Consider the following 21,984-nt stretch of genomic DNA (forward strand, 5'->3'; position numbering starts at 1 on the left):
CAGTCCACATCTCAGGGCTTGGTCCGTCTGCCGCCGGAAGCCGGCAACCCGTGCGCCTAAACCCGCCGCCCGTCCGCGCCGAAGAGATGGGCCTGCGTGGGATCGAAGCCGAGCGGGATGGTCTCGCCGGGGCGGATGGGCTGCTGGCCGTCCAGAAGCACGGTGGTCGGCTCGCCGCCCGAGATGCTGGTATAGACGACCGTCGAGCCGCCCAGATGCTCCACCAACTGCACCGAGGCCGAGCCGAGCCCGGCGCGCGCTTCGCCCGCGCGTAGATGTTCGGGGCGCACGCCGAAGGTCAGTTCCTCGTCGCCGCGCGCTTCCACCGGCTTTTCCAGCTGCACCTTCAGCCCGCCGACATCGATCGTGCGCCGCGAGGGATCGCCCGCCACCATGCGCGCCTTCAGGAAGTTCATCTTCGGCGATCCGATGAAGCCCGCGACGAAGCGGTTGGCGGGGTGGTTGTAGAGGTCCAGCGGGCGGCCTGCCTGCATCACGCGCCCTTCCTTCAGGACCACGATCTTGTCGGCCATGGTCATGGCCTCGACCTGATCGTGGGTCACGTAGATCATCGTGTTGCCGAGCTGCTGGTGCAGGCGCGTCAGCTCCACGCGCATCTGTACGCGAAGCTCCGCGTCGAGGTTCGACAGCGGCTCGTCGAACAGGAAGATCTTGGGCTCGCGCACGATGGCGCGGCCGATCGCGACGCGCTGCCGTTGGCCGCCCGAAAGGGCTTTGGGCTTGCGCTGAAGCAGCGGGCCGATCTGCAGCACATCGGCCGCTTCCTGCACCCGGCGCTCGATCTCGGGCTTCTTCATGCCCGCGGTTTCCAGCCCGAAGGCCAGATTCTTGTAGACGCTCATATGGGGATAGAGCGCGTAGCTCTGGAACACCATGGCGATGCCGCGCTTGGAGGCGGGTACCTCGTTCATGCGCTGGCCGTCGATGCGAAGCTCTCCGCCGCTGATGTCCTCCAGCCCCGCGATCATGCGCAGAAGCGTGGACTTGCCGCAGCCGGACGGGCCGACGAAGACGGTGAAATCGCCGGGATCGATCTGAAGATCGATGCCGTGGATGACGCGCAGGCCCCCATAGACCTTTTCCACGCCGTCGAGCTGGATGCTGGTCGCCATATCGTCTCTCCTCCCGTTCAAGCGTCCTGCGGCTGCCAGCTCGCGTATTTCGGATGGGCCGGGCCGATCGGCAGTTCGACATCGGTCCCCGTCTCCGCCGAGGCATAGATGGCGGTCACGAGTTCGAGCGAGCGGCGTGCGTCGCGGCTGGTGACGGGCAGCGGCTCGCCTGCGCTCAGTGCCTTATGGAAAGCCGCCATCTGACCCCGGAAGCGCCGACCGACCGGCTCGAACCCGTCCAGCGCGTCGTCGATGCGCGCCTGCACCTCATCATTGGCGGGCAGGATCGTCCAAGGTCCGTCCCCCGGCGAATAGGCCTCGTGTGCGCTCTCGAAGGTGACGTTCTCGAAATGGAGGCGCAGCCGGCTGATCTCGTTCTGGCTGCCGAGCGTGGCGGTGGAGGAGAGGAAAGCTCCGCTCGCCATGCGCCAGGAGGCCGAGACGCAATCCTCCACCTCGATCGCGTTGACGCGCGTGGCGGTGCGCGCGAAGACGCGCTCGACCGGCCCGAACAGGAAGCAGGCAAGGTCGTGGATATGGATGGCGTGGGTCATGAGCACGCCGCCCAGCTCCGTCTTCCAGCGCCCGCGCCAGGGATTGTCGTAATAATCCGCGCCGCGCTTCCAGAAGGTTTCGGCCACGCCGACATAGGGCTTGCCGGCGATGCCGGCGTCGATGATGCGCTTGGCCTGCACCGCGCCGTCGCCATAGCGATACTGGAAGATCGGCATGAGACGCCCGCGCGAGCGCGCCTCCGCCTCGATGATCTCGTCCACTTGCTTGAGCGAGCCGACGAGCGGCTTTTCGCAGACGACATGCTTGCCCGCCGCCAGCGCCTTCAGGATCATCTCGCGATGGAGGCCCGGCGGCGTGCAGATATCGATGATGTCGATATCCTCGCGCGCGAGCAGCGCGTCGAAGTCGCGCGAACGGTCTGCGACCGCGAACTCGTCGCCGACCGAGGCGAGCCGGGCGGCGTCGAGATCGCAGAGCGCGGCGACCTCGAACTGCTCCGGCGCGGGGGAGTAGCCCTCCACGATATGCGAGCGGCCGATGCCGCAGCCGATCACGGCGACGCGGTAGCGTTTCGTGGTCTGGCCGGCGGGCATGGCGGGAACGGACATGTTCATGATGCGAGACCCTTCAGCGCTTCATGCCGGTCGTGGCGATGCCCTCGATGAGCAGGCGCTGGAAGAAGAGGAAGAACAGGAAGACCGGCACGAGGGACAGGTTCGACATGGCAAAGAGCGAACTCCAGTCCGAAGACCCCGTGGAGTCCACGAAGGAGCGCAGGCCGAGCTGCACCGTGTAGGTGTTGATGTCGTTGAGATAGATGAGCGGGCCGAAGAAATCGTCCCAGGTCCAGATGAAGGAGAAGATCGCGGCGGTCGCCAGGACGGGCAGCGAGAGCGGCAGCATGATCTTGAAATAGATGCGCCAGGGAGAACAGCCGTCCATGATCGCCGCTTCGTCCAGCTCGCGCGGAATGCCGCGAAAGAACTGCACCATCAGGAAGATGAAGAAGGCGTCGGTCGCCAGGAACTTCGGCACGATCAGAGGCAGCGGCGTGTTCACCCAGCCCATCTCCAGAAACATGATGTACTGGGGGATGAGCACGACATGATAGGGCAGCATCAAGGTGCCCAGCATGAGCGCGAACCAGAAACTGCGCCCGGCAAAGCGCAGCCGAGCGAAGGCGAAGGCGGCGAGCGAACAGCCGACCACATTGCCGATGGTCGAGAGGACCGAGATCACCAGCGAGTTCCAGAAGAACTTGCCGAAGCTCACCTGAAGCCCCGTCCAGCCCCGGACATAGGCGCTGAAGTCGACGGCCGAGGGGATGAGCGAGGAAGTCCCGAAGATTTCCTCTTCGGGGCGTACCGAGCCCGAGATCATCCAGAGGATGGGATAGAGCATCAAGAGCGAGGCGGCGATCAGCGCCGCGTGGGTCAGCACGGAGCGCACCGGCGAGCGGTGGCCCTGGCGCCGGGGCGGGGGCAGGGCATCAGTCGTCATAATGCACCCAATAGCGAGCCGACAGGAAGGAGAAGGCGGTGAAGGCGGCGACGATCACGACGAGAATCCAGGCCAGCGCCGAGGCATAGCCCATGCGCAGGAATCCGAAGGCCTCCTGATAGAGATAGAGCGTGTAGAAGAGCGTGGAGTTGATCGGTCCGCCCGTGCCTTCCGAGATGATGAAGGCGGGCGTGAAGGCCTTGAAGGCGTCGATCGTCTGGATCACCGCGTTGAAGAAGATCACCGGCGTCAGCAGCGGCAGGGTGATGCGGAAGAACTGCCGCGCCTTCGATGCGCCGTCGATCTCGGCGGCTTCGTACATGTCGGTCGGGATCTGGCGCAGGCCCGCGAGGAAGATGATCATGGGTGAGCCGAACTGCCAGACGGCGAGCACCACCAGCGTATAGAGCGAATAGTCGGGGTTCGAGATCCAGCTCGGGCCTTCGATGCCGAAGAGCTGCCACAGCGCCATGTTGACGAGACCGTCGGAGGCGAAAAGCTGGCGCCAGAGAACGGCGATGGCGACCGAGGAGCCGAGCAGCGAGGGCAGGTAGAAGATCGCACGATAGATCGGCAGGCCTTTGAGGCCGCGATTGAAGGCGAGCGCCACCAGAAGCGCGAAGCCGAGCTTCAGCGGCACCGAAAGCGCGACATAGAAGAACGTCACCGTCATGGCCGAGGCGAATTTCGGATCGGCCGTGGCGATGCGCACGTAATTGGCCGCGCCCACCCAATTGGGCGAGCGGATCAGATCGTAGTCGGTGAAGGAGAGATAGAGCGAGGCGAGGGCCGGCCCGAGCGTCAGGCCGAAAAAGCCGATCAGCCAAGGCAGGAGAAAGAGATAGGCCGGCCCGTTGCGCGCCCACGAGCGCTTCATCGCGCCGGGCGCGGCGGCCGCCGGCGCTTTCGCGCTCGGCAGTCCCGCGACCTCGGTGTGCAGGCTCATGGCTCAGCCCCGCTTGAGAATGGCGCTCGCTTCGGTCACGAGGTCTTCGCCGGCTTGCTTGGGTGTCTTGCGCCCGAAGCCGACTTCCTCGTTGATACGCTTCTGCACGAAGGCGACTTCGCCCGCGCCCGGCGGCGGGGAGGGCGGCAGCGGGCCGACATTGGGCGTGACGAGGGCGATGTAATCCACCATCGCCTTTTCGACCTCGGAGAGTTGCGGCACGAGGATCTCGCGCATCGCCGTGGAAGCGGGCACGCCGCGCTCCAGGCCGAGTGCCTTCACGCCTTCCGGGTTCTCCACCAGAAAATTGGCGAAGCCGATGGCCGCTTCCGGCGCATTGGTCGAAAGACTGAGCAGCATGGAGGGCTTGAGATACTGGCCGGACGGGGCGCTGGCGGACAGGAGCGGATAGGGATTGAGCGCCAGCTTCCCCTTGTTCAGCTTCTGATAGCCGACGAACTGGTTGGAATGCATGAAGGCGGTGGCCGCCTTGCCGGTGGTGATGGCGTTGGTCTCGATATTGAGCTGGTCCAGCGCCTGGATGTCGGCTGGCACGCAGGCCTTGCGCTTGCGCATGTCCTCCCACATCGCAAACCATTTTTCGGCATCCGCCGGCTCGTAGCCGAGCTTGCCGTCGGCGGTGTAGAGCGCCTTGCCGTTCTGGCGCAGCCAAAGCTCGAAGCTCGGCTCCACACCGCCCGCATCGGCCAGCGCGAAGACGCCCGGCCGGGGTTTGTTCTTGGCGAAGGCCTCGCCGCGATCGGCCAGCTCTTCCCAGGTGATGCCGGGCTTGGGTGGCTCGGTCTTGGCCTTTTCCCAGACCGCCGAGTCATAGACCATGGCGGAGGAATTGACGCCGAGATTGACGCCGTAGAGCTTGCCGTCCACCTTGCCGGCGTCGATATTGGTCTGCCCGAAATCCTCGATCTTCAGGCCCTTGCCGACCTCGCCGCTCAAATCCTTCAGGGCGACGCGCCGGGCATATTCGAAGATGTAGCGGTAATCCATCTGGATCAGGTCGGGCGCGTTGCGACCGGCGACCTGCGTGGCGAGTCGTGGCCAGTAATCCGACCAGCCCGCGAACTCGCCCACGATGTCGACATCGGGTGCGACCGACTTATAGGCCGTGATGGCGGCCTGCGTGCGATCGGCGCGCTCCTGGCTACCCCACCAGAGGAAGCGCAGGCGCTGCGCCTGCGCAAAGGCCATGCCGCCGCCCAGAGTTCCGAGCGCCAGAGCGGCCGCGCCGCCTTGGAGAAGGCTTCGCCGCGTCACCGAAAACGTCATCGCATTCCTCCCGAAGAAACCCGCTCTCCCAAGCGGGCCGGCCATCTGCTATTGCCGACTTATAACCGTTTGGTTACAAGGCTGACCACCGATCGGCAATCTTGTCAAGCAGGAGGACGGATGGACGAACCATCCAGCGGACGCCCGGAAGTTGAAGGCGAAGTGCCGATACCCTCCCGCGCCGGCGCGGAACGCTCCACCCGCAACCCGGAGCGCACGCGCGCCGCCATCCTCGAGGCGGCGCGCCGCGAAATCGCGGAAAAAGGGCTGGCGGGCGCGCGAGTCGATGTCGTGGCGCGCCGCGCCGGCACCAACAAGCGGATGATCTATCACTATTTCGGGGACAAGGACGCGCTCTATCTGGCCGTCCTCGAGGACACCTATCGCCATATCCGCCAGGCCGAGCGGCGCCTGGATCTGACACGCCGCGAGCCGGAGGAGGGCCTCGGCGAACTGGCCTTGTTCACTTGGCATTACTATCAGGATCATCCTGAATTCCTGAGTATTCTCGCCACGGAGAATCTCAACCACGCGCGCTATCTCCGGCAGGCGGAGGGCATTGCCGAGATGCACTCCAACTTCCTGAGCGAACTCTCCGACGTGCTGCGGCGCGGCGAAAAGAAGGGTGTCTTCAAGCCCGGCCTCGATCCCGTCACGGTCTATCTCACCATCGCCTCGCTCGGCTTCTTCTATCTGTCCAATCGCTATACGCTTTCGACCGTTTTTCGCCGGGATCTCCAGACGCGGGCCGAGTTGGACCGCTGGGGCGAGCATATCGTCACGACCGTCCTCGCGACCGTCCGGCGCTAGTCTTGGTTGCGCCGCAACAACGGCGGGGCAGCGTCGAAAGCCGGTTGACAAGGCTTGGCTCTCATCTCTCTAAATAACCAGATGGTTACAAGTCGGCGCTCGGGACAGCGCGACGTGCCGGCGGCCGGGAGGGCCGCGAGGGAGGACTTTCGATGAAGCGTATTGGCGTCATCATGCACGGCATCACCGGCCGCATGGGCTATAACCAGCATCTCGTCCGCTCGGTCGTGGCCATCCGCGCGCAAGGAGGCGTCACACTCTCGACCGGCGAGAAGGTGATGCTCGACCCGATTCTGGTGGGGCGCAACGGTGCCAGGATCGAAGAGATCGCCCGCCGCCACGGCATCGAGCGCTGGACGACCGATCTCGACGCGGCGCTCGCCAACCCGGACGACACGCTCTTCTTCGACGCCGGCACGACGCAGATGCGTGGGAGCCTGCTCGCCAAGGCGATCCGCGCCGGCAAGCACGTCTATTGCGAAAAGCCGATTTCCGACACGATGCCGGAGGCCATCGAAGTGGCGGAGCTCGCCGCCCGCTCGGGCGTGAAGCATGGCGTGGTGCAGGACAAGCTTTTCCTGCCCGGCCTTCGCAAACTGGCCATGCTCAAAGACTCCGGCTTTTTCGGCAAGATTCTCTCGGTGCGCGGCGAGTTCGGCTATTGGGTCTTCGAAGGCGACTGGCAGCCGGCCCAGCGCCCGTCCTGGAACTACCGCTCCAAGGATGGCGGCGGCATCATCCTCGATATGCTCTGCCACTGGCGCTACGTGCTCGACAATCTCTTCGGTGAGGTCCAGGCGGTGTCGTGCCTCGGCGCGACACACATACCGCGCCGCGTGGACGAAGGCGGCCAGCCCTACGAGGCCGACGCGGACGACGCGGCCTATGCGACCTTCGAACTGGCCGGCGGCGTCATCGCGCAGATCAACTCGTCCTGGGCCGTGCGCGTGCGGCGCGACGATCTCGTGACCTTCCAGGTGGACGGAACCCATGGCTCGGCGGTCGCGGGCCTCACGAAATGCTGGACACAGCACCGGGTCAATACGCCCAAACCCGTCTGGAACCCGGACCAGCCGCAGACGATCGACTTCCTGCGCACGTGGGACGAGGTGCCCGATAACATCGCCTATGACAACGGCTTCAAGGCGCAGTGGGAGATGTTCATCCGCCATATCGCGGAGGACGGCCCCTGGCCCTACGGGCTGATGGAAGGCGTGAAGGGCGTGCAGCTCGCCGAACTGGGGCTCCAGTCCTGGCGCGAGCGGCGCTGGCTCGACGTGCCAGCGCTCACCCGCCAGTCGATGGCGGCGTGAGACAACCGACATGACCGATCTTCAACTGCCGACCGAAGGGCGAGGTGTCGAGACCTACCGGCTGACCGGCACGCCTATTCCGCTCACCCGCCGCCACGCGAAGGATTTCAACCGCGTCGCCTATGCCGCCGCCCATGTCGTGGCCGATCCGCTGGTGCCTTCCGATCCCTGGTTGGAGCCGGCGATCGACTGGGACGCGACCTTGCGCTTTCGCCATCGGCTGTGGGATCTCGGCCTCGGCGTCGCGGAAGCCATGGATACCGCACAGCGCGGCATGGGCCTCGGCTGGACTGACGCGCAGGAGCTGATCCGCCGCTCGCTTCGCGAGGCGCGCTCTCGCGACGACGCGCTGATCGCCTGCGGCGCGGGCACCGATCATCTGGCGCCCGACCCCTCCCTGACGCTGGATCGGATCGTCTCGACCTATGCGGAACAGGTGGGATTCGTGGAAGGCGAGGGCGGGCGCGTCATCCTGATGGCCAGCCGCGCGCTGGCGGCGAGCGCTAGAGGGCCGGACGATTATCTCGAAGTCTATGCCCGCGTTCTCTCCGGCGTGAACCAGCCCGTCATCATCCATTGGCTGGGCGAGATGTTCGACCCGGCGCTGGCGGGCTATTGGGGCGCGGGCGATCACGACGCGGCGATGGACACCTGCCTCCGGATGATCGAGGCGAATGCCGCCAAGATCGACGGCATCAAGATTTCGCTTCTCTCCAAGGAAAAGGAAATCACCATGCGCCGCCGCCTGCCGGAGGGCGTGCGCATGTATACGGGTGACGATTTCAACTATGCCGAACTGATCGCGGGCGACGAAGCGGGCCATTCCGACGCCCTTCTCGGCATTTTCGACGCCATCGCGCCGGCCGCGTCGGCGGCGCTTGCCAGCCTGAAACGCGGCAGCACCAACGAGTTCCATGACATTCTGGAGCCGACCGTCGCGCTCTCGCGCCACATCTTCCGCGCGCCGACGCGCTTCTACAAGACGGGCGTCGTGTTCCTCGCCTGGCTCAACGGCTTGCAGGATCATTTCACCATGGTCGGCGGCCAGGAAAGCGCGCGCTCCACGCTGCATTTCGCCGAGCTGTTCCGCCTCGCGGACCGCGCCAATGTCTTGGCCGACCCGGACGAGGCGGCGCGGCGCATGGGGCAGTTCCTGGCCGTGCGGGGTGTCGCGCCATGAGCGTCCCCGGCCTGTCCATCAACTTCGCGACCGTGCGCCAGGGAGGCTCCTTCGGGGCGATCGTCGATGCGTGCCTGCGCCACGGCATCACCGCTATTTCGCCTTGGCGCGAGCATGTGGAAGTGGCGGGTCTTGCAGAGGCCGCGCGGATCATCAGCGAAAACGGCCTGCGTGTTTCCGGCCATTGCCGGGGCGGCTTTTTCCCCGCCCTTGACGAGGCCGGGCGGCGCGCCGCCTTCGAGAGTAACCGGCGCGCCGTGGACGAGGCGGCGGCGCTGGGCGCGGCCTGCCTCGTCATAGTGGTCGGCGGTTTGCCGGCGGGCTCGCGCGATCTGCCGGGCGCGCGCGCCATGGTGGCGGACGGCATGGCCGAGCTTCTGCCCTATGCGCGAGCCGCCGGCGTGCCGCTCGCCATCGAGCCGCTCCATCCTTGCTATGCCGCCGACCGGGCCTGCATCAATATGCTGGGCCAGGCACTCGACCTCGCCGACACATTGGGAGAGGGCGTCGGCGTCGCGATCGACGTTTATCATGTCTGGTGGGACCCGGATCTCGCCGCGCAGATCGCCCGAGCCGGGCGAAACGGGCAGATCCTCGCCCATCATATCTGCGACTGGCTGGTGCCGACCAAGGACATCCTCAACGATCGCGGCATGATGGGCGACGGGGTGATCGATCTGAAAGCCTTCCGCCAGATGATCGAGGCGGCCGGCTTTCACGGCCCGCAGGAGGTCGAAATCTTCTCGCATGATTGGGGCGCCCGGCCGATCGACGAGGTTCTGGCGACCTGCGTCGAGCGATTCGAAGCGTTGTGTTGAAGACGAGGGCCGGAGGGGACGCCCCTGGCTCGTATGAATATGCCCGCGCTTTCGCGGGTCGGGAGGAATAATGGAACAAGCAAGACAGCGCATCCGCTACGCGCTGGTGGGAACCGGCAATCGCGGCACGACCATGTGGGGGCGCGAGCTTCTGGCGGGCTGGAGCGAGTTCGTGGAACTCGTCGGCATCTGCGATCTCAACCTCATGCGCGCGGAGCGGGCGCGCACCATGATCGGCTCCACCGCGCCGCTCTATGCCGATTTCGACGCGATGCTCGCCGAGCTGAACCCCTCGCTGGTGATCGTCTGCACGCCCGACGATACGCATGACGACCTGATCGTGCGCGCGCTGGAAAGCGGCGCGGATGTCATCAGCGAAAAACCGATGACGACGACGCCCGAAAAGATCGCCCGCATCCGCGAGGCCGAGGCGCGCACGGGGCGGCGCGTGGATGTCTCGTTCAACTATCGCTTCTCGCCGACCTCCGCGCGCATCAAGGAGCTGATCGAGGAGGGCGCGATCGGGGAGGTCACCTCGGTGGATTTCCACTGGTACCTCGACAACCAGCACGGAGCCGACTATTTCCGCCGCTGGCACGCCTTCACGAAACATTCGGGCTCGCTCTTCGTCCACAAGGCGACCCACCATTTCGATCTGTTGAACTGGTATCTCGACAGCGATCCGGTGGAGGTGAAGGGCTTCGGCCAGCTGCTCCACTATGGGCCCAATGGCCCGTTCCGGGGCGAGCGCTGTCGCACCTGCCCGCACACGGGCGAATGCGACTATTATTTCGATCTATCCTCCGACAAGTTCCTCGACACGCTCTACGAGGAGCCCTCCAGCGTCGATGGCTATGTGCGCGATGCCTGCGTCTTCCGCGAGGACATCGACATTCCCGATACGATGACGGCCTCGATCCTCTATCGCAGCGGGGTTCAGGTCTCCTATTCGCTCAACACCTACATGCCGATCGAGGGGCATCATATCGCCTTCAACGGCCATCGCGGGCGCATCGAGCTGCGTCAATACGAGCGCCAGCCCTGGAGCGTGCCGCCCGCCGACGAGATCGTGGTGATCAAGAGCTTCGGCGGCGGCACGGAGCACATCTGGGTGCCGCACGAGCCGGGCGGCCATTATGGCGGCGACAATCGGATGCGCGACATGATCTTCAAGCCGGGCTCCAACGACCGTCTGCGCCAGCGCGCCGGCTCTCGCGCTGGCGCCATGTCGGTTCTCTGCGGCCTCGCGGCGCTGGAAAGCTCGCGCGCAGGCGGTGCGGTCGCGATCACGCCGCTTTCACCGGAGATCGCGCGTTGACGGCTTATCGTACCTGAGGTCCTGACCGCCGGAGCAAGTCCGCTTCGGCGGTTCGTTCCAGAGAAGGGCGGCGGGCGATCAGCGCCGCCCGGACCAGAGCAGAGATGGGGCGATCCCGCGCCTGACGTCGCCTCGCCGGCATGTCCGAAGCTCGGGCCGATCTCGCCATGGAGGACGGTCCCGACCCGTCCACCATGATCCGTGAGACGTTGTGCAGGCCCGACCCGGTTCGGGTTCGAGATCGACAGGGAGAAGCAGCGCGGGCATCAGCCCAGATGAGAGGGAGAAGTGTTCGTCGAACAGATCGAACTGGACGACGAGCGCCAGATAGAGCTTGCCGTCATCTCCCTGCGCGATCACCGTCACGAGACGGAAGAGCCTCTCCCCTATGTCGGCGTGCGACCAGCTTCGGAACCTGACGTGAACTGCGCTCCTCTTGCCGAATACTTTCGGCAGATCACGCCAGCGGGGCCTGTTGCCTGCCATCCACCGGATGGCATCCCCGAACAATCGCTTGTCCACGCCGCTGTGAGCCGGCATCCCGGTCCGCTCAGCAGATGGGCAGACCGCGTCTGATCGGCGCCTATTGGTATAGGACCCGGCGTCATTCGGAACTCTCGACACGACCGTCGAGCTGCTTTTGGCTGGAGCCCAGATCAGTCTCGGCCCTCAGACCATCGTATCGCCGCGCCTGAGCATGTCGCCCATCGATCCGGTGAATCGACGCGCCGTCGAACGCCGTGAGGCTGCTCTACCTCGACTCAACCACGCGGCCGAGACGGGGAAGCGCGGTCCGCGCTCCAGCGGCGTTTTGCTTGGTGATGCCCTGCGGAGCGCGGCGCGAGGGGTCGAAGCGACGGCGAGGCTCAGGCGCGTCTCTCCCAACGCAGCCATCCTCTCAGGTCTCCACTCGTCAGCCGGTTCACATCCTGTTGCGAAATCCTTCGCGCAGACGGTTGACAGATTCGAATTTAGACGTCAGCCTAAACCTTAGTCGCAGGGCAAGGATGCCCAAAAATGCGACAGACGATGGACCATAGAATTTTGGCAGTTTCGCCCCGCAGCAATTCTTGCTGAGGGGTTTTGTTCGTTGGGCGGTTCGATGACATCTCTGCGCATACCGATCGGCATCGTCTTCTCCGCCACCGGCTCCTACGGAACGGTCGGGCGGACGATGCAGAACGGCGCGCTTCTGGCCTGCCGCCAGATCAATGCCGAGATGGGCGGGGCGCTGAGCATCGAGCCGACCGTGATCGATCCCGGCAGCTGCCTCGACGCCTATGCCCCCGCCATGGAACAGCTTCTGTCGCGCGGCATCCGCCATGTGGTCGGCTGCTACACGTCCTCCTCGCGCAAGGAGGTGATCCCGATCTTCGAGAAGCGCGACGCGCTGCTCTGGTATCCGACCCATTACGAGGGGTTCGAAAGCTCCGACAACGTCGTCTATACTGGGGCCGCGCCCAACCATCACATCCTGCCGCTGGTGGAGTTCCTGGTCGCGCGGCACGGCAAGCGCGCGTTCTGCATCGGCTCGAACTATATCTGGGCCTGGGAAAGCAACCGCGTCCTGCGCGACGAGCTGATGCAGCGCGGCGGCTCGGTGGTGGCGGAGCGCTATCTGCCGGTGGGCGAAACCGAGATGGCCCATATCGTCTCGGCCGTTCTCGACGCCAAGCCCGACTTCGTCTTCAACTCGCTGATCGGTCAGTCGGCCTATGCCTTCTTTCGGGCGATGCGCGCCGAGTGCGCCGCGCGCGGCATCGACCAGATCCGGATGATGCCGATCGCCAGCTGCAACCTGTCGGAGCCCGAACTCGTCGAGATCGGCGCCGAGGCGATCGACGGCCATCTTTCCTCGTCGGTCTATTTCGCCAGTGTCCAGACGGCGGCCAACCGCGCCTTCGTCGCCGATTACACCAGCCAGTTCCCGCAAGGGCCCGCCGCATCCAGCGAGGCGGAGGCGGCCTATATTGCCGTGCGGCTCCTGGCCAAATCCGTGGCAGCCGCAGGTACGGACGATATCTCGCGTGTCAAAGCCTTTGTCGGCGGGCAGACGCTGGACGCCCCGCAGGGCCTCGTCTCCATCGATCCGGGCACGCTGCACGCCTATCTGACGCCGCGCATCGGCCGCTCGCGGGCGGACGGGCAGTTCGACATTCTCGTGGAAGCCCCGGCTCCCGTGCGGCCGGACCCCTATCTCGTGCGGTCCTCGGCGGCCCTCGAACAGCCGATCCTGCGCCCCATGCTGAAGGTCGTGTCATGAGCATCGCCCGTCTCGTCCAGAACTTCAGCCAGCGCCGCGCCCTTCTCGCCTCCCGCGACACGCGCGCCATCGAGGCGCTGACCGGCACGCTTCAGAAGCTCGGGCTCGGCGTCGAACTGATGGAAGCCGGCGAAAGCGGCCTCGACCTCGGAGGGGCGGGTGCCGACCCCGCCCGCGACATTCTGTTTCTCGACGGCGATCTGAACATGGGCGCGACCTCTTCGCCCGAGGCCGTTCTGCCGGCGATCCCGGTGATCGGTCTGGTGGGCGTCGAAGCGCCGAGCCGCCTGCGCACGCTGGTGACGGCGGGCGCGACCGCCTTTCTGCCCAAGCCCATCTATGGCGGGTCGGTCTATTCGGCGCTTTATCTCGGCGTCAACGAGCACACCAGGCGCGCCCGGCTGCAGGCCGATGTGGACGAGTTGGAAGCGCGCCGCCGCCTGCGCCGGCACGTCATCCGCGCCGTGGTCGATCTCATGGCCGCGCGCGGCATCGACGACGAGGCGGCCTACCAGATCATCCGGCGCGAGGCGATGCGCGAGCGCCTCGGGCTGGAAACCTATTGCGAACGGCTGGCCCTCCAGCGGGCCGGATCGTCGCATGTCGATACGGCGAGCCCGACCCTGCGGGCCGCCGCGGACTGATCCTCCCACTCCTACAGGAGACACATGATGAAGAAGCGATCCTCCGGCGCCCTCGCGGCGCTCGGAACACTCCTCCTATTGTCCGGTGCCGCCTTCGCGGCCGACCCGATCAAGCTCGGCGTGCTCGAGGACCAGTCCGGCGATTTCGCCGTGGCGACGATCGGCAAGCTGCACGGCATCCAGCTCGCCACCGACGAGATCAACGCCGCCGGCGGCATCGCCGGTCGCCCGCTCGAACTCGTGGTCTACGACACGCAGTCCGACAACACGCGCTATCAGGAGTTCATGCGCCGCGTGCTCCAGCGCGACAAGGTGAACGCCGTTTTCGCCGGCTTTTCCTCGGCCTCGCGGGAGGCCTATCGGCCGATCGTCAACCAGTTCGACGCGCTCGCCTTCTACAACAACCAGTACGAGGGCGGCGTCTGCGACGCCAATATGATTGTGACGGGCGCGGTGCCCGAGCAGCAGTTCTCGACGCTTCTGCCTTATATGCTCCAGACCTACGGCAAGAAGGTCTACACGATCGCGGCCGACTATAATTTCGGCCAGATCTCGGCCGAATGGGTGCGCAATATCGTCAAGGAGAATGGCGGCGAGATGGTGGGCGAGGAGTTCATCCCGCTCGGCGTGTCGCAGTTCTCGCAGACCATTCAGAACATCCAGGCGGCCAAGCCCGACTTCGTGGTGACGCTGCTCGTCGGCACGGCGCAGGCCTCCTATTACGAGCAGGCGGGCGCGGCCAACCTCGCGCTGCCCATGGCCTCCTCGGTCAATGTCGGCCAGGGCTACGAGCACAAGCGCTTCAAGCCGCCTTCTCTCGCCAATATGTATGCGACGGTGAACTATATCGAGGAAGTCGACACGCCCGCCTCCAAGGCTTTCGTGGAGAAGTGGCACAAGAAGTTCCCGGACGAGCCCTATATCAACCAGGAAGCCGAGAACTCCTACACTGCCACCTATCTCTACAAGACGATGATCGAGCGGGCCGGCGGCAAGACTGACAAGGAGTCGCTGCGCGCCGAGATCGCCAAGGGCGATGTCTGCTTCGACGCGCCGGAGGGCAAGGTCTGCCTCGACCCCAAGAGCCAGCACATGTCCCACACGATCTATCTCGCCAAGGTCGGCGACGATCATTCGATCTCCTTCCCGAAGGTCTGGAACGACATCAAGCCCTACTGGCTGGGCGAGGCGGGCTGCGACCTGACCAAGAACGACCCGAGCGCGCAGTACACGCCCTCCAACCCGCCGCCCAAGGGCTGACGGCGCGCATGTGACACCCAAGCCGGCCGGGTGGCTTTAAACGCCCGGCCGGTTCCTCCCGACGGCTCACAGACATCGGATGGCACGATGGACGTCCTCTACGGCGCCTTCACCTTTCTCTACCAAGCGGGCGACGCCTTCGCCTTTCTGGTTCTTTCCGCCTGCGGCCTCGCCGTGATCTTCGGCATGATGGGCGTCATCAATCTCGCCCATGGCGAGTTCATCCTCTGCGGGGCCTATGTGTCGGCCAGCGCCGCGCGCCTGGGCCTGCCGCTGCCGCTCGCGATCCTTCTGGGCGCTCTCGTCTCGGGCCTGGTCGGCATGGCGCTGGAGCGCATCGTCATCCGCCATCTCTACGACCGGCCGCTGGATACGATCGTCGCGACCTGGGGCATCTCGATGATCGCGACGCAGGGCACGCTCATCCTGCTCGGCTCCTCCATGCCCGGTACGGGCACGCCCTTCGGCTCCTTCGCCGTCGGCCCCTATACCTATTCCGTCTATCGCCTCGTGCTGGTCGGCGCGGCGCTCCTCCTCCTTCTGTGCCTCTGGCTGCTCTTCACCAAGACGCGCTTCGGCACGCTGGCCCGCGCCACGATCCAGGTGCCGCACATCGCCGAAGCGCTCGGCGTCAACACCAATCTCGTCTACGCGCTGACTTTCGGCCTCGGCGCGGCGCTGGCGGGGCTGGCCGGCGGTCTCTATGCGCCGACCATGACGCTGGTGCCGACCATGGGTTCGGCCTTCGTGGTGGAGGCCTTCGTGACGGTGGTCGTCGGCGGGGCGGATGTCTTCCTCGGCACGGCCCCGGCCGCCGCGATCCTCGGCATCGTCAAGGCCGCGCTTACCTCCTGGCAGGGTCAGCTCTTCGGGCAGATCGGCCTCCTGGTCGCCGTCATCGTGGTGATCCGCGTCCTGCCGCGCGGCATTTCCGGCTTCATTCTGCGCGAAAGGGCCTGATCGATGGCCACCAAACCCAAGCGGCCCGGCCCGCTCGCCCTGATCGAAGGCCCGCAGACGCTCGGCAAGGGGCCCAAGTTCTGGCTGCCCTTCGCCCTCGTCCTCCTCGCGGCCTGCCTCTACCCGCAATTCGCGGACGGATACGATGTCGGCAACAATGTCTATTTCTTCAACTGGGCCTTCATGGCCATGGGGCTCAGCCTGATCTGGGGCTATGGCGGGGCGCTCTCCTTCGGCCAGACCGCCTTCTTCGGCGTCGCCGGCTACACATACGGCATCATCTCGATCAATTTCGGCGATGCCTATGGGCTGACGCTGTTCGCGCTTCTCGCCTCCGTCGCGGTCTCAGGCCTGCTCGCCGCCATTCTCGGCTATTTCCTGTTCTTCGGGCGCATCTCGGGCGTGTTTCTGGGCATCGTCACCCTGTCGGTGACGCTGGTGCTGGAGCGCTTCATGTCGCAGACGGCGGGGCCGGAATGGCGCGTCGGCACGGCGCGGCTCAACGGCTTCAACGGCATGGGCGGAATGCCCTCGCTCACCATCCCCTGGCCGGGCGGCGACATCGCCCTCTTTCCCGACGTGCCGCTCTACTATGTCACGCTGGCGCTTCTCGTGGTCGTCTATCTGGCCTTGCGGATGCTCGTGAACTCGCGCTTCGGCAATGTGCTCGTCGCCATCCGCGAGAACCCGCAGCGCGCCGAAATGCTCGGCTACGACATCCGCCGCTATCAGCTCGCCGCCTTCGTCATCGGGTCGGCGCTGGCCGGGCTCTCGGGCGTCCTCTACACGTCCTGGGGCAATTACATCACGCCCGCCTCCATGGGCATGACGGCGGCTTCGCTGCCCATCGTCTGGGTCGCGGTCGGCGGACGCGCGGACTTGACCACCACGCTGCTCGGCACGCTTCTGGTGCTGGCCGGCTTTCAGGCGCTGACGATCTACGGCAGCCAATATGCGCTGGTGGTGATGGGCCTGCTGCTCGTGCTCACGGTCCTGATCGCCCCGAACGGCCTCGTCTACGGGCTCGGCACGCTTCTGTCCGGCCGCCTGCGCCGACGGGTGCGCGAACGGGAGGCGGTGTGATGACGGCGATCTTAGAGACTCGCGCGCTCAACAAATGGTTCGGCGGCCTGCATGTGACGGGGGGCGTGAATTTCACGCTCAAGACCGGCGAAATCCATTGCCTGATCGGCCCGAACGGGGCGGGCAAGAGCACTTTCTTCCGGCTGATCCTCGGCGAGCATCTGCCGACCAGCGGGGCGATCCTCTTCGAAGGGGCGGAGATCACCCGCGAAAAGCCCTTCCAGCGCATCCGGCGCGGCATCTCGGTCAAGTTCCAGGTGCCGGGCATCTTCAAGGCGCTGTCCGTGCGCCAGAACCTCCAGATCGCGCTCCAGCACCATCAGGCGGCTCACTCGCTTGCCGAGGAGATCGACCGGCTTCTGGAGTTCCTGAAGCTGAAGGACGCCGAGCGCACGCTCGCCGGCAATCTCAGCCACGGGCAGAAGCAATGGCTGGAAATCGGCATGGCGATCGCGCTCAAACCCCGGCTCCTGCTTCTGGACGAGCCGACCGCCGGCATGACGCCGGACGAGACCTTCGCCACCGGCGAGATGGTCCAGGCGCTGAACCGCGAGGGCGTCAGCGTTCTCGCCGTCGAGCACGACATGGCCTTCGTGCGCCAGATCGCGCAGGCCGTCACCGTGCTCCACTTCGGCAAGATCTTCGCGCAAGGCTCGATCGAGGAGATCGTCGCCGACGAGCGCGTGGCCGCCATCTATCTGGGAGAGGTCCATGCGTAAGGAGGTGATCCTCAACACGGTCGGGCTCTGGTCCGGCTATGGCGGCAAGCCCGTGCTTCAGGGCGTGGACATGCAGGTGCGCGAAGGCGAGATCGTCGCCGTGATCGGGCGCAACGGCGTCGGCAAATCGACGCTGATGAAAAGCCTGATCGGGCTTCTCCCGTCCGACAAGGGCTCGGTCGTGTTTCGCGGCCAAGCCATCGACGCGCTCTCGGCGCACAAGCGCGCCCGGCTGGGCGTCGGCTATGTCCCGCAGGGGCGCGACGTCTTCCCGCGCATGAGCGTGTTGGAAAATCTGGCGGTGGGCGAATCCATCGCCGGCCAGCGCGCGCCCAAAGACCGGCTCGACCAGATCTTCTCGTTCTTCCCGATCCTTGCCGAGCGGCGGCACCAGCGCGCCGGCACCATGTCGGGCGGCCAGCAGCAGCAGCTCGCCATCGGCCGCGTCCTGATGGGCGCGCCCGCGCTGATCCTTCTGGACGAGCCCTCCGAGGGCATCCAGCCCAATATCGTGCAGGACATCGCTAGGATCATGGTGGAGCTGAACCGCACGACCGGCGTCACGGTGGTCTTCGTGGAGCAGAATATCGACATGATCCGCGCCATGGCGAGCCGCGCCTATGTGATGGACAAGGGCCGCATCACAAACGAGATCGCGCCGGACGCGCTGGAGGACCGCGACGCGGTTCGCCGCTACCTCGCCGTCTGAGCGCATCACCCCACCCATAGAATACCCAAGCAGGAGGAGGCTCTGACATGAGCTGGTTTCAGGATTCCCTCATGGCCCGCCGGGCCGTCGCCAAGGGCGAAGCGCGCAGCGAACACGCCATCACCGAGGAAACCCAAGGCAAGTATCATTATGTCTACGGCGCCTTCGTGGAGCCGGTCCTGACCGTCGATCCCGGCGCGGTCGTCTCGGCCGAGACGCATGACGCGTTCGAGGGCGCGATCCAGACCGAACGGGACATGCCCAGCGAGAAGCTGAACTTTCCCTATCTCAACCCGCAGAACGGCCCGATCTACGTGAACGGCGCGGAGAAGGGAGACTGCCTCGCCGTTTATATCAAGAGCATCGTGCCCCGCGGGCCGCAGCCGCGCGGCACCACGGTTCTGATGCCCGAGTTCGGCGGCCTCGTGCCCACCGCCGACACCGCGCTTCTCACCGAGCCGCTGCCCGAGCTGGTCAAGAAGCTGCATGTGGACGCCGAGACGGGCGTCAAATGGAACGACCGGATCACGCTGCCCTACGAGCCCTTCATTGGCACGATCGGCACCGCGCCGGAGATCGAGGCCATCTCTTCGCTGGTGCCGGACTACTATGGCGGCAACATGGACCTGCCCGATGTCGCGCCGGGCGCGGTGATCTATCTGCCGGTTAACACCAAAGGGGCCTATCTTTATCTCGGTGATTGCCATGCCGCGCAGGGCGATGGCGAGCTGTGCGGCGTCGCCGTCGAGCACCCGACCGTCACCACCGTTCAGATCGACCTCATCAAGGGCTGGACGATCAAGACGCCGCGCCTCGAAAACGAGAGCTTCTACATGACGGTGGGATCGTCGCGCCCGATGGAGGACGCCGCGCGCGGGGCCTACCGCGAACTGATCCGCTGGCTCGCCAAGGATTTCGGCTTCGAGGAACTCGACGCTTACATGCTGCTCACCCAGTGCGGCCGCATCCGTCTCGGCAATATGGTCGATCCCAAATACACGGTCGGCGCGTCCATCCTGAAATCGATCGCCGGCACGCCGCGCTGATCCCGGGCCGGCCGCCCCGCTTGGGGGCCGGCCGGCTCACACTTCCGCCTTCTAGCTTCCTTTCGCCCGGAGCCCGTCCATGCCCGCCCCGTTCAAGGCCGCCGCCGTTCAGTTCGAGCCCACCATGTTCGAGAAGGAGCGCAATATCGCGGGGCTTCTCGCCCTTGTCGGTGAGGCCGCCGAGGGTGGCGCGCGGCTGATCGTGACGCCCGAAATGGGAACCACCGGCTATTGCTGGCACGAGCGGGCCGAGGTCGCGCCCTTTGTCGAGCCCATCCCCGGCCCGACCACGGAGCGCTTCGCGGCCCTCGCGCGCGAGAAGAACTGCTTCATCGTGGTCGGGATGCCGGAGGTCGATCCCACGACCGATCTCTACTACAACTCCGCCGTGCTGATCGGCCCCGAAGGCGTCGTCGGTACGCATCGCAAGACGCATCCCTATATTTCCGAGCCCAAATGGGCGGTCTCGGGCGATCTCGGCCATGAGGTGTTCGAGACGGAGATCGGGCGCATCGCGCTTCTGATCTGCATGGACATCCATTTCATCGAAACGGCGCGCTTGGCCTCCCTCAAGGGCGCGGATGTCATCTGCCACGTGTCGAACTGGCTGGCCGAGCGTACGCCCGCGCCCTACTGGATCAACCGCGCCTTCGAGAACGGCTGCTATCTGATCGAGGCGAACCGCTGGGGGCTGGAGCGGGGCGTCCAGTTCTCGGGCGGCTCCTGCATCATCGCGCCGGACGCAACGATTTTGAGTGTTGTGGATGGCGGCGACGGCATCGCCACCGCCGAGATCGACCCTGCGATCGCGCGCGCGCGCACCGTCTGGGGCGAGCCGATCCTCAGGCAGCGCCGCCCCGAGCTGTACCGGGAGCTGATGACCAACACCTTCGCCTGGAACCCCGGCGATTTCTTCCGCCTCTACGGCCACCAGCCTCTGCCCGAGGGGCGGCAGGCCAAGGTGGCGGCGGCGCAGATGCATCCGGGCGACGACGCCGGGAGCAATCTGCGCGAGATCGGCCGGATCGCTCGCGTGGCGGCGGGGGAGGGGGCCGAACTCGTCGTGTTCCCGGAACTCGCGCTGACCGGCCTCGCGCGCCCGAGCGAGACGGCGCTTGAAGCCGACAGCCCGATCCTTATCGATCTTCAGAGCCTCGCGGCCGACCTAAAGCTCCATCTCGTCGTGGGCTTTGCCGAGCGGGACGGGGCGCTCTGCTTCAACAGCGCGATCCTCGTGGGGCCGGAGGGCGCGCTTGGGGTGTATCGCAAGATCCACCTGACCGAAGCCGAGAAGAGCTGGGCCGAGCCCGGCGAGGCTTGGTCCCTGTTCGACCTGCCCTTCGGACGGCTGGGCCTTCTGATCGGGCACGACATGAGCTTTCCGGAAGCCGGCCGCATTCTGGCGCTGAAGGGCTGCGACCTCATCGCCTGTCCCGCCGCGATCCGAGACCGGTTCCACGCCGGCCACGAGGGCACCAGCGTCGCGCAGCCCGCGCCCATCCCGACCGGGCCGGACCCCCTGCACTGGCACCAGTACCGGGTGCGCGCGGGCGAGAACAATTGCTGGCTGGCCTTCGCCAATGTCCACGCGCCTCTCGACGGTTATCCCGGCCATTCCGGCGTCTTCGGGCCGGACACGTTTCTGTTTCCCCGGCAGGAAACCGTGGTCCAGGGCAACGGGAGCTATGTGCTCATGACCGTGGATACCGGCAGTCTGGGCGGGCCCTATCCCACCCATGTGGTGCGCCGGAAGGATCTGGTGCTGATGCGCCAGCCCCATCACTACCGCGAGCTGATCGCCCCGCGCGCGAACTGATCGCAGAGGCGGGCGTCCTACGATGGTCCGGTATTGCCGATCGCCAAGCTGGACGGAAGGGGGTTTCGCCGCCGAATGGTCTCCTCGCAGCAGAGCCGGCGCGACAGCTCGCCGCTCGGTGTTCCATGTCCCGATCCCAATCGGACTGCCCCGCTATCTTGCCGGCGGAAACGATGAGCCCGGCATAGCCGTCCCGTCGTATCAGCAACCGATCGTCGGCCGCGACACCAGAGGCATACGGGAGCCGACCGGCATCGTCCGCACGTTCGCCGCCCTCGCCGGTGGTGGAGCGGGAAGGATTGTCCATGCGTCCATCGTGGCATCGCCGAACGTAAGCCGCGACCAAGGCGCGCCTTTGAACAGATGGCCGCAACGTTGCTCACGAGCGGACGTGCGACTCCAGCGAGGAGACCATACCGCCGAGCTGATGGCGATGCCCCATCGAGGCGCGGATGGCGAGGCCACCTGGGACATCGACAACCAGGGCTGACCGCTTTCTCCGCAGCCTCGTCGCGGGCAACACCGTGAACAAGGCCGTCCTGTTCAGCATTCCAGGCCGGCCGATCACCGTGCACGCGCTCAACGATCAGTCGCCACGCCACGGTCCGTCCATGGCGAGCGCGATCCGAACGAGCTTTGATGTAACGCCCGCGAGCCGATCGC

General features: G+C 65.8%; 20 protein-coding genes. 14 read left to right on the forward strand and 6 right to left on the reverse strand.

Annotated features, from left to right (window positions below; genetic code table 11):
* Positions 1 to 56: 56 nt before the first annotated feature.
* The 5 genes from NS365_RS02915 to NS365_RS02935 all read right to left on the reverse strand — a co-directional run bounded on the left by NS365_RS02915 (position 57) and on the right by NS365_RS02935 (position 5,382).
* Positions 57 to 1,133, reverse strand: coding sequence for an ABC transporter ATP-binding protein (locus NS365_RS02915; protein WP_058598776.1), 1,077 nt, complete (start codon positions 1,131 to 1,133; stop codon positions 57 to 59).
* Between the two features lie 17 nt (positions 1,134 to 1,150).
* Positions 1,151 to 2,263, reverse strand: coding sequence for a Gfo/Idh/MocA family protein (locus tag NS365_RS02920; protein WP_082684372.1), 1,113 nt, complete (start codon positions 2,261 to 2,263; stop codon positions 1,151 to 1,153).
* 13 nt (positions 2,264 to 2,276) lie between these two features.
* Entirely contained in the window at positions 2,277 to 3,149 is an 873-nt protein-coding gene (locus NS365_RS02925) for a carbohydrate ABC transporter permease (protein ID WP_058598777.1), read from the reverse strand.
* Positions 3,139 to 4,026, reverse strand: coding sequence for a carbohydrate ABC transporter permease (locus NS365_RS02930; RefSeq protein WP_153003631.1), 888 nt, complete (start codon positions 4,024 to 4,026; stop codon positions 3,139 to 3,141). Before NS365_RS02930 ends, NS365_RS02925 begins: the two co-directional genes overlap by 11 nt.
* A gap of 72 nt (positions 4,027 to 4,098) precedes the next feature.
* Positions 4,099 to 5,382 carry an ABC transporter substrate-binding protein gene (locus NS365_RS02935; RefSeq protein WP_058598779.1) on the reverse strand — a complete coding sequence of 428 codons (1,284 nt, stop codon included), beginning with the start codon at positions 5,380 to 5,382 and terminating at the stop codon, positions 4,099 to 4,101.
* Between the two features lie 120 nt (positions 5,383 to 5,502).
* Between NS365_RS02935 and NS365_RS02940 the strand changes: the two genes are divergently transcribed.
* The 5 genes from NS365_RS02940 (at position 5,503) to NS365_RS02960 (ending at position 10,821) form a co-directional block, all read left to right on the forward strand.
* Entirely contained in the window at positions 5,503 to 6,192 is a 690-nt protein-coding gene (locus NS365_RS02940) for a TetR/AcrR family transcriptional regulator (RefSeq protein WP_058598780.1), read from the forward strand.
* A 152-nt stretch (positions 6,193 to 6,344) separates the two neighbouring features.
* Entirely contained in the window at positions 6,345 to 7,505 is a 1,161-nt protein-coding gene (locus NS365_RS02945) for a Gfo/Idh/MocA family protein (RefSeq protein WP_058598781.1), read from the forward strand.
* A 10-nt stretch (positions 7,506 to 7,515) separates the two neighbouring features.
* Positions 7,516 to 8,685, forward strand: a complete 1,170-nt coding sequence (locus NS365_RS02950) for a dihydrodipicolinate synthase family protein (RefSeq protein WP_058598782.1) — start codon at positions 7,516 to 7,518, stop codon at positions 8,683 to 8,685.
* On the forward strand, positions 8,682 to 9,503 hold the full coding sequence (locus NS365_RS02955) for a sugar phosphate isomerase/epimerase family protein (protein WP_058598783.1): 822 nt from the start codon (positions 8,682 to 8,684) through the stop codon (positions 9,501 to 9,503). Before NS365_RS02950 ends, NS365_RS02955 begins: the two co-directional genes overlap by 4 nt.
* Positions 9,504 to 9,573: 70 nt before the next feature.
* Positions 9,574 to 10,821 carry a Gfo/Idh/MocA family protein gene (locus tag NS365_RS02960; protein ID WP_058598784.1) on the forward strand — a complete coding sequence of 416 codons (1,248 nt, stop codon included), beginning with the start codon at positions 9,574 to 9,576 and terminating at the stop codon, positions 10,819 to 10,821.
* Positions 10,822 to 10,899: 78 nt separating this feature from the next.
* Here the strand turns inward: NS365_RS02960 and NS365_RS25285 are convergent, their stop codons facing one another.
* Positions 10,900 to 11,361, reverse strand: coding sequence for a transposase (locus NS365_RS25285; RefSeq protein ID WP_058598785.1), 462 nt, complete (start codon positions 11,359 to 11,361; stop codon positions 10,900 to 10,902).
* 562 nt (positions 11,362 to 11,923) lie between these two features.
* Here NS365_RS25285 and NS365_RS02970 point away from each other — a divergent pair.
* The 9 genes from NS365_RS02970 (at position 11,924) to NS365_RS03010 (ending at position 21,321) form a co-directional block, all read left to right on the forward strand.
* Entirely contained in the window at positions 11,924 to 13,084 is a 1,161-nt protein-coding gene (locus tag NS365_RS02970; RefSeq protein WP_058598816.1) for a transporter substrate-binding domain-containing protein, read from the forward strand.
* Positions 13,081 to 13,728: an ANTAR domain-containing response regulator gene (locus tag NS365_RS02975; RefSeq protein WP_193753370.1), complete on the forward strand. Its 648-nt coding sequence runs from the start codon at positions 13,081 to 13,083 to the stop codon at positions 13,726 to 13,728. Before NS365_RS02970 ends, NS365_RS02975 begins: the two co-directional genes overlap by 4 nt.
* Before the next feature lie 24 nt (positions 13,729 to 13,752).
* A complete protein-coding gene (locus tag NS365_RS02980) occupies positions 13,753 to 14,988 on the forward strand; it encodes an urea ABC transporter substrate-binding protein (protein WP_058598786.1) in 1,236 nt (411 codons plus the stop codon).
* Between the two features lie 87 nt (positions 14,989 to 15,075).
* Positions 15,076 to 15,948 carry an ABC transporter permease subunit gene (locus NS365_RS02985; RefSeq protein WP_058598787.1) on the forward strand — a complete coding sequence of 291 codons (873 nt, stop codon included), beginning with the start codon at positions 15,076 to 15,078 and terminating at the stop codon, positions 15,946 to 15,948.
* Positions 15,949 to 15,951: 3 nt separating this feature from the next.
* Positions 15,952 to 17,031, forward strand: a complete 1,080-nt coding sequence (locus tag NS365_RS02990) for a branched-chain amino acid ABC transporter permease (protein ID WP_058598788.1) — start codon at positions 15,952 to 15,954, stop codon at positions 17,029 to 17,031.
* The gene (locus NS365_RS02995; RefSeq protein WP_058598789.1) at positions 17,031 to 17,750 is read left to right on the forward strand and encodes an ABC transporter ATP-binding protein; all 720 of its coding nucleotides are present in this window, start codon (positions 17,031 to 17,033) and stop codon (positions 17,748 to 17,750) included. Before NS365_RS02990 ends, NS365_RS02995 begins: the two co-directional genes overlap by 1 nt.
* A complete protein-coding gene (locus NS365_RS03000) occupies positions 17,743 to 18,459 on the forward strand; it encodes an ABC transporter ATP-binding protein (protein WP_058598790.1) in 717 nt (238 codons plus the stop codon). Before NS365_RS02995 ends, NS365_RS03000 begins: the two co-directional genes overlap by 8 nt.
* 47 nt (positions 18,460 to 18,506) lie before the next feature.
* Positions 18,507 to 19,505, forward strand: coding sequence for an acetamidase/formamidase family protein (locus tag NS365_RS03005; protein WP_058598791.1), 999 nt, complete (start codon positions 18,507 to 18,509; stop codon positions 19,503 to 19,505).
* A 79-nt stretch (positions 19,506 to 19,584) separates the two neighbouring features.
* Entirely contained in the window at positions 19,585 to 21,321 is a 1,737-nt protein-coding gene (locus NS365_RS03010; RefSeq protein WP_058598792.1) for a nitrilase-related carbon-nitrogen hydrolase, read from the forward strand.
* Positions 21,322 to 21,984: the final 663 nt, after the last annotated feature.

Source organism: Aureimonas ureilytica (assembly GCF_001475935.1).
Classification (GTDB): Bacteria; Pseudomonadota; Alphaproteobacteria; order Rhizobiales; family Rhizobiaceae; genus Aureimonas; species Aureimonas ureilytica_A.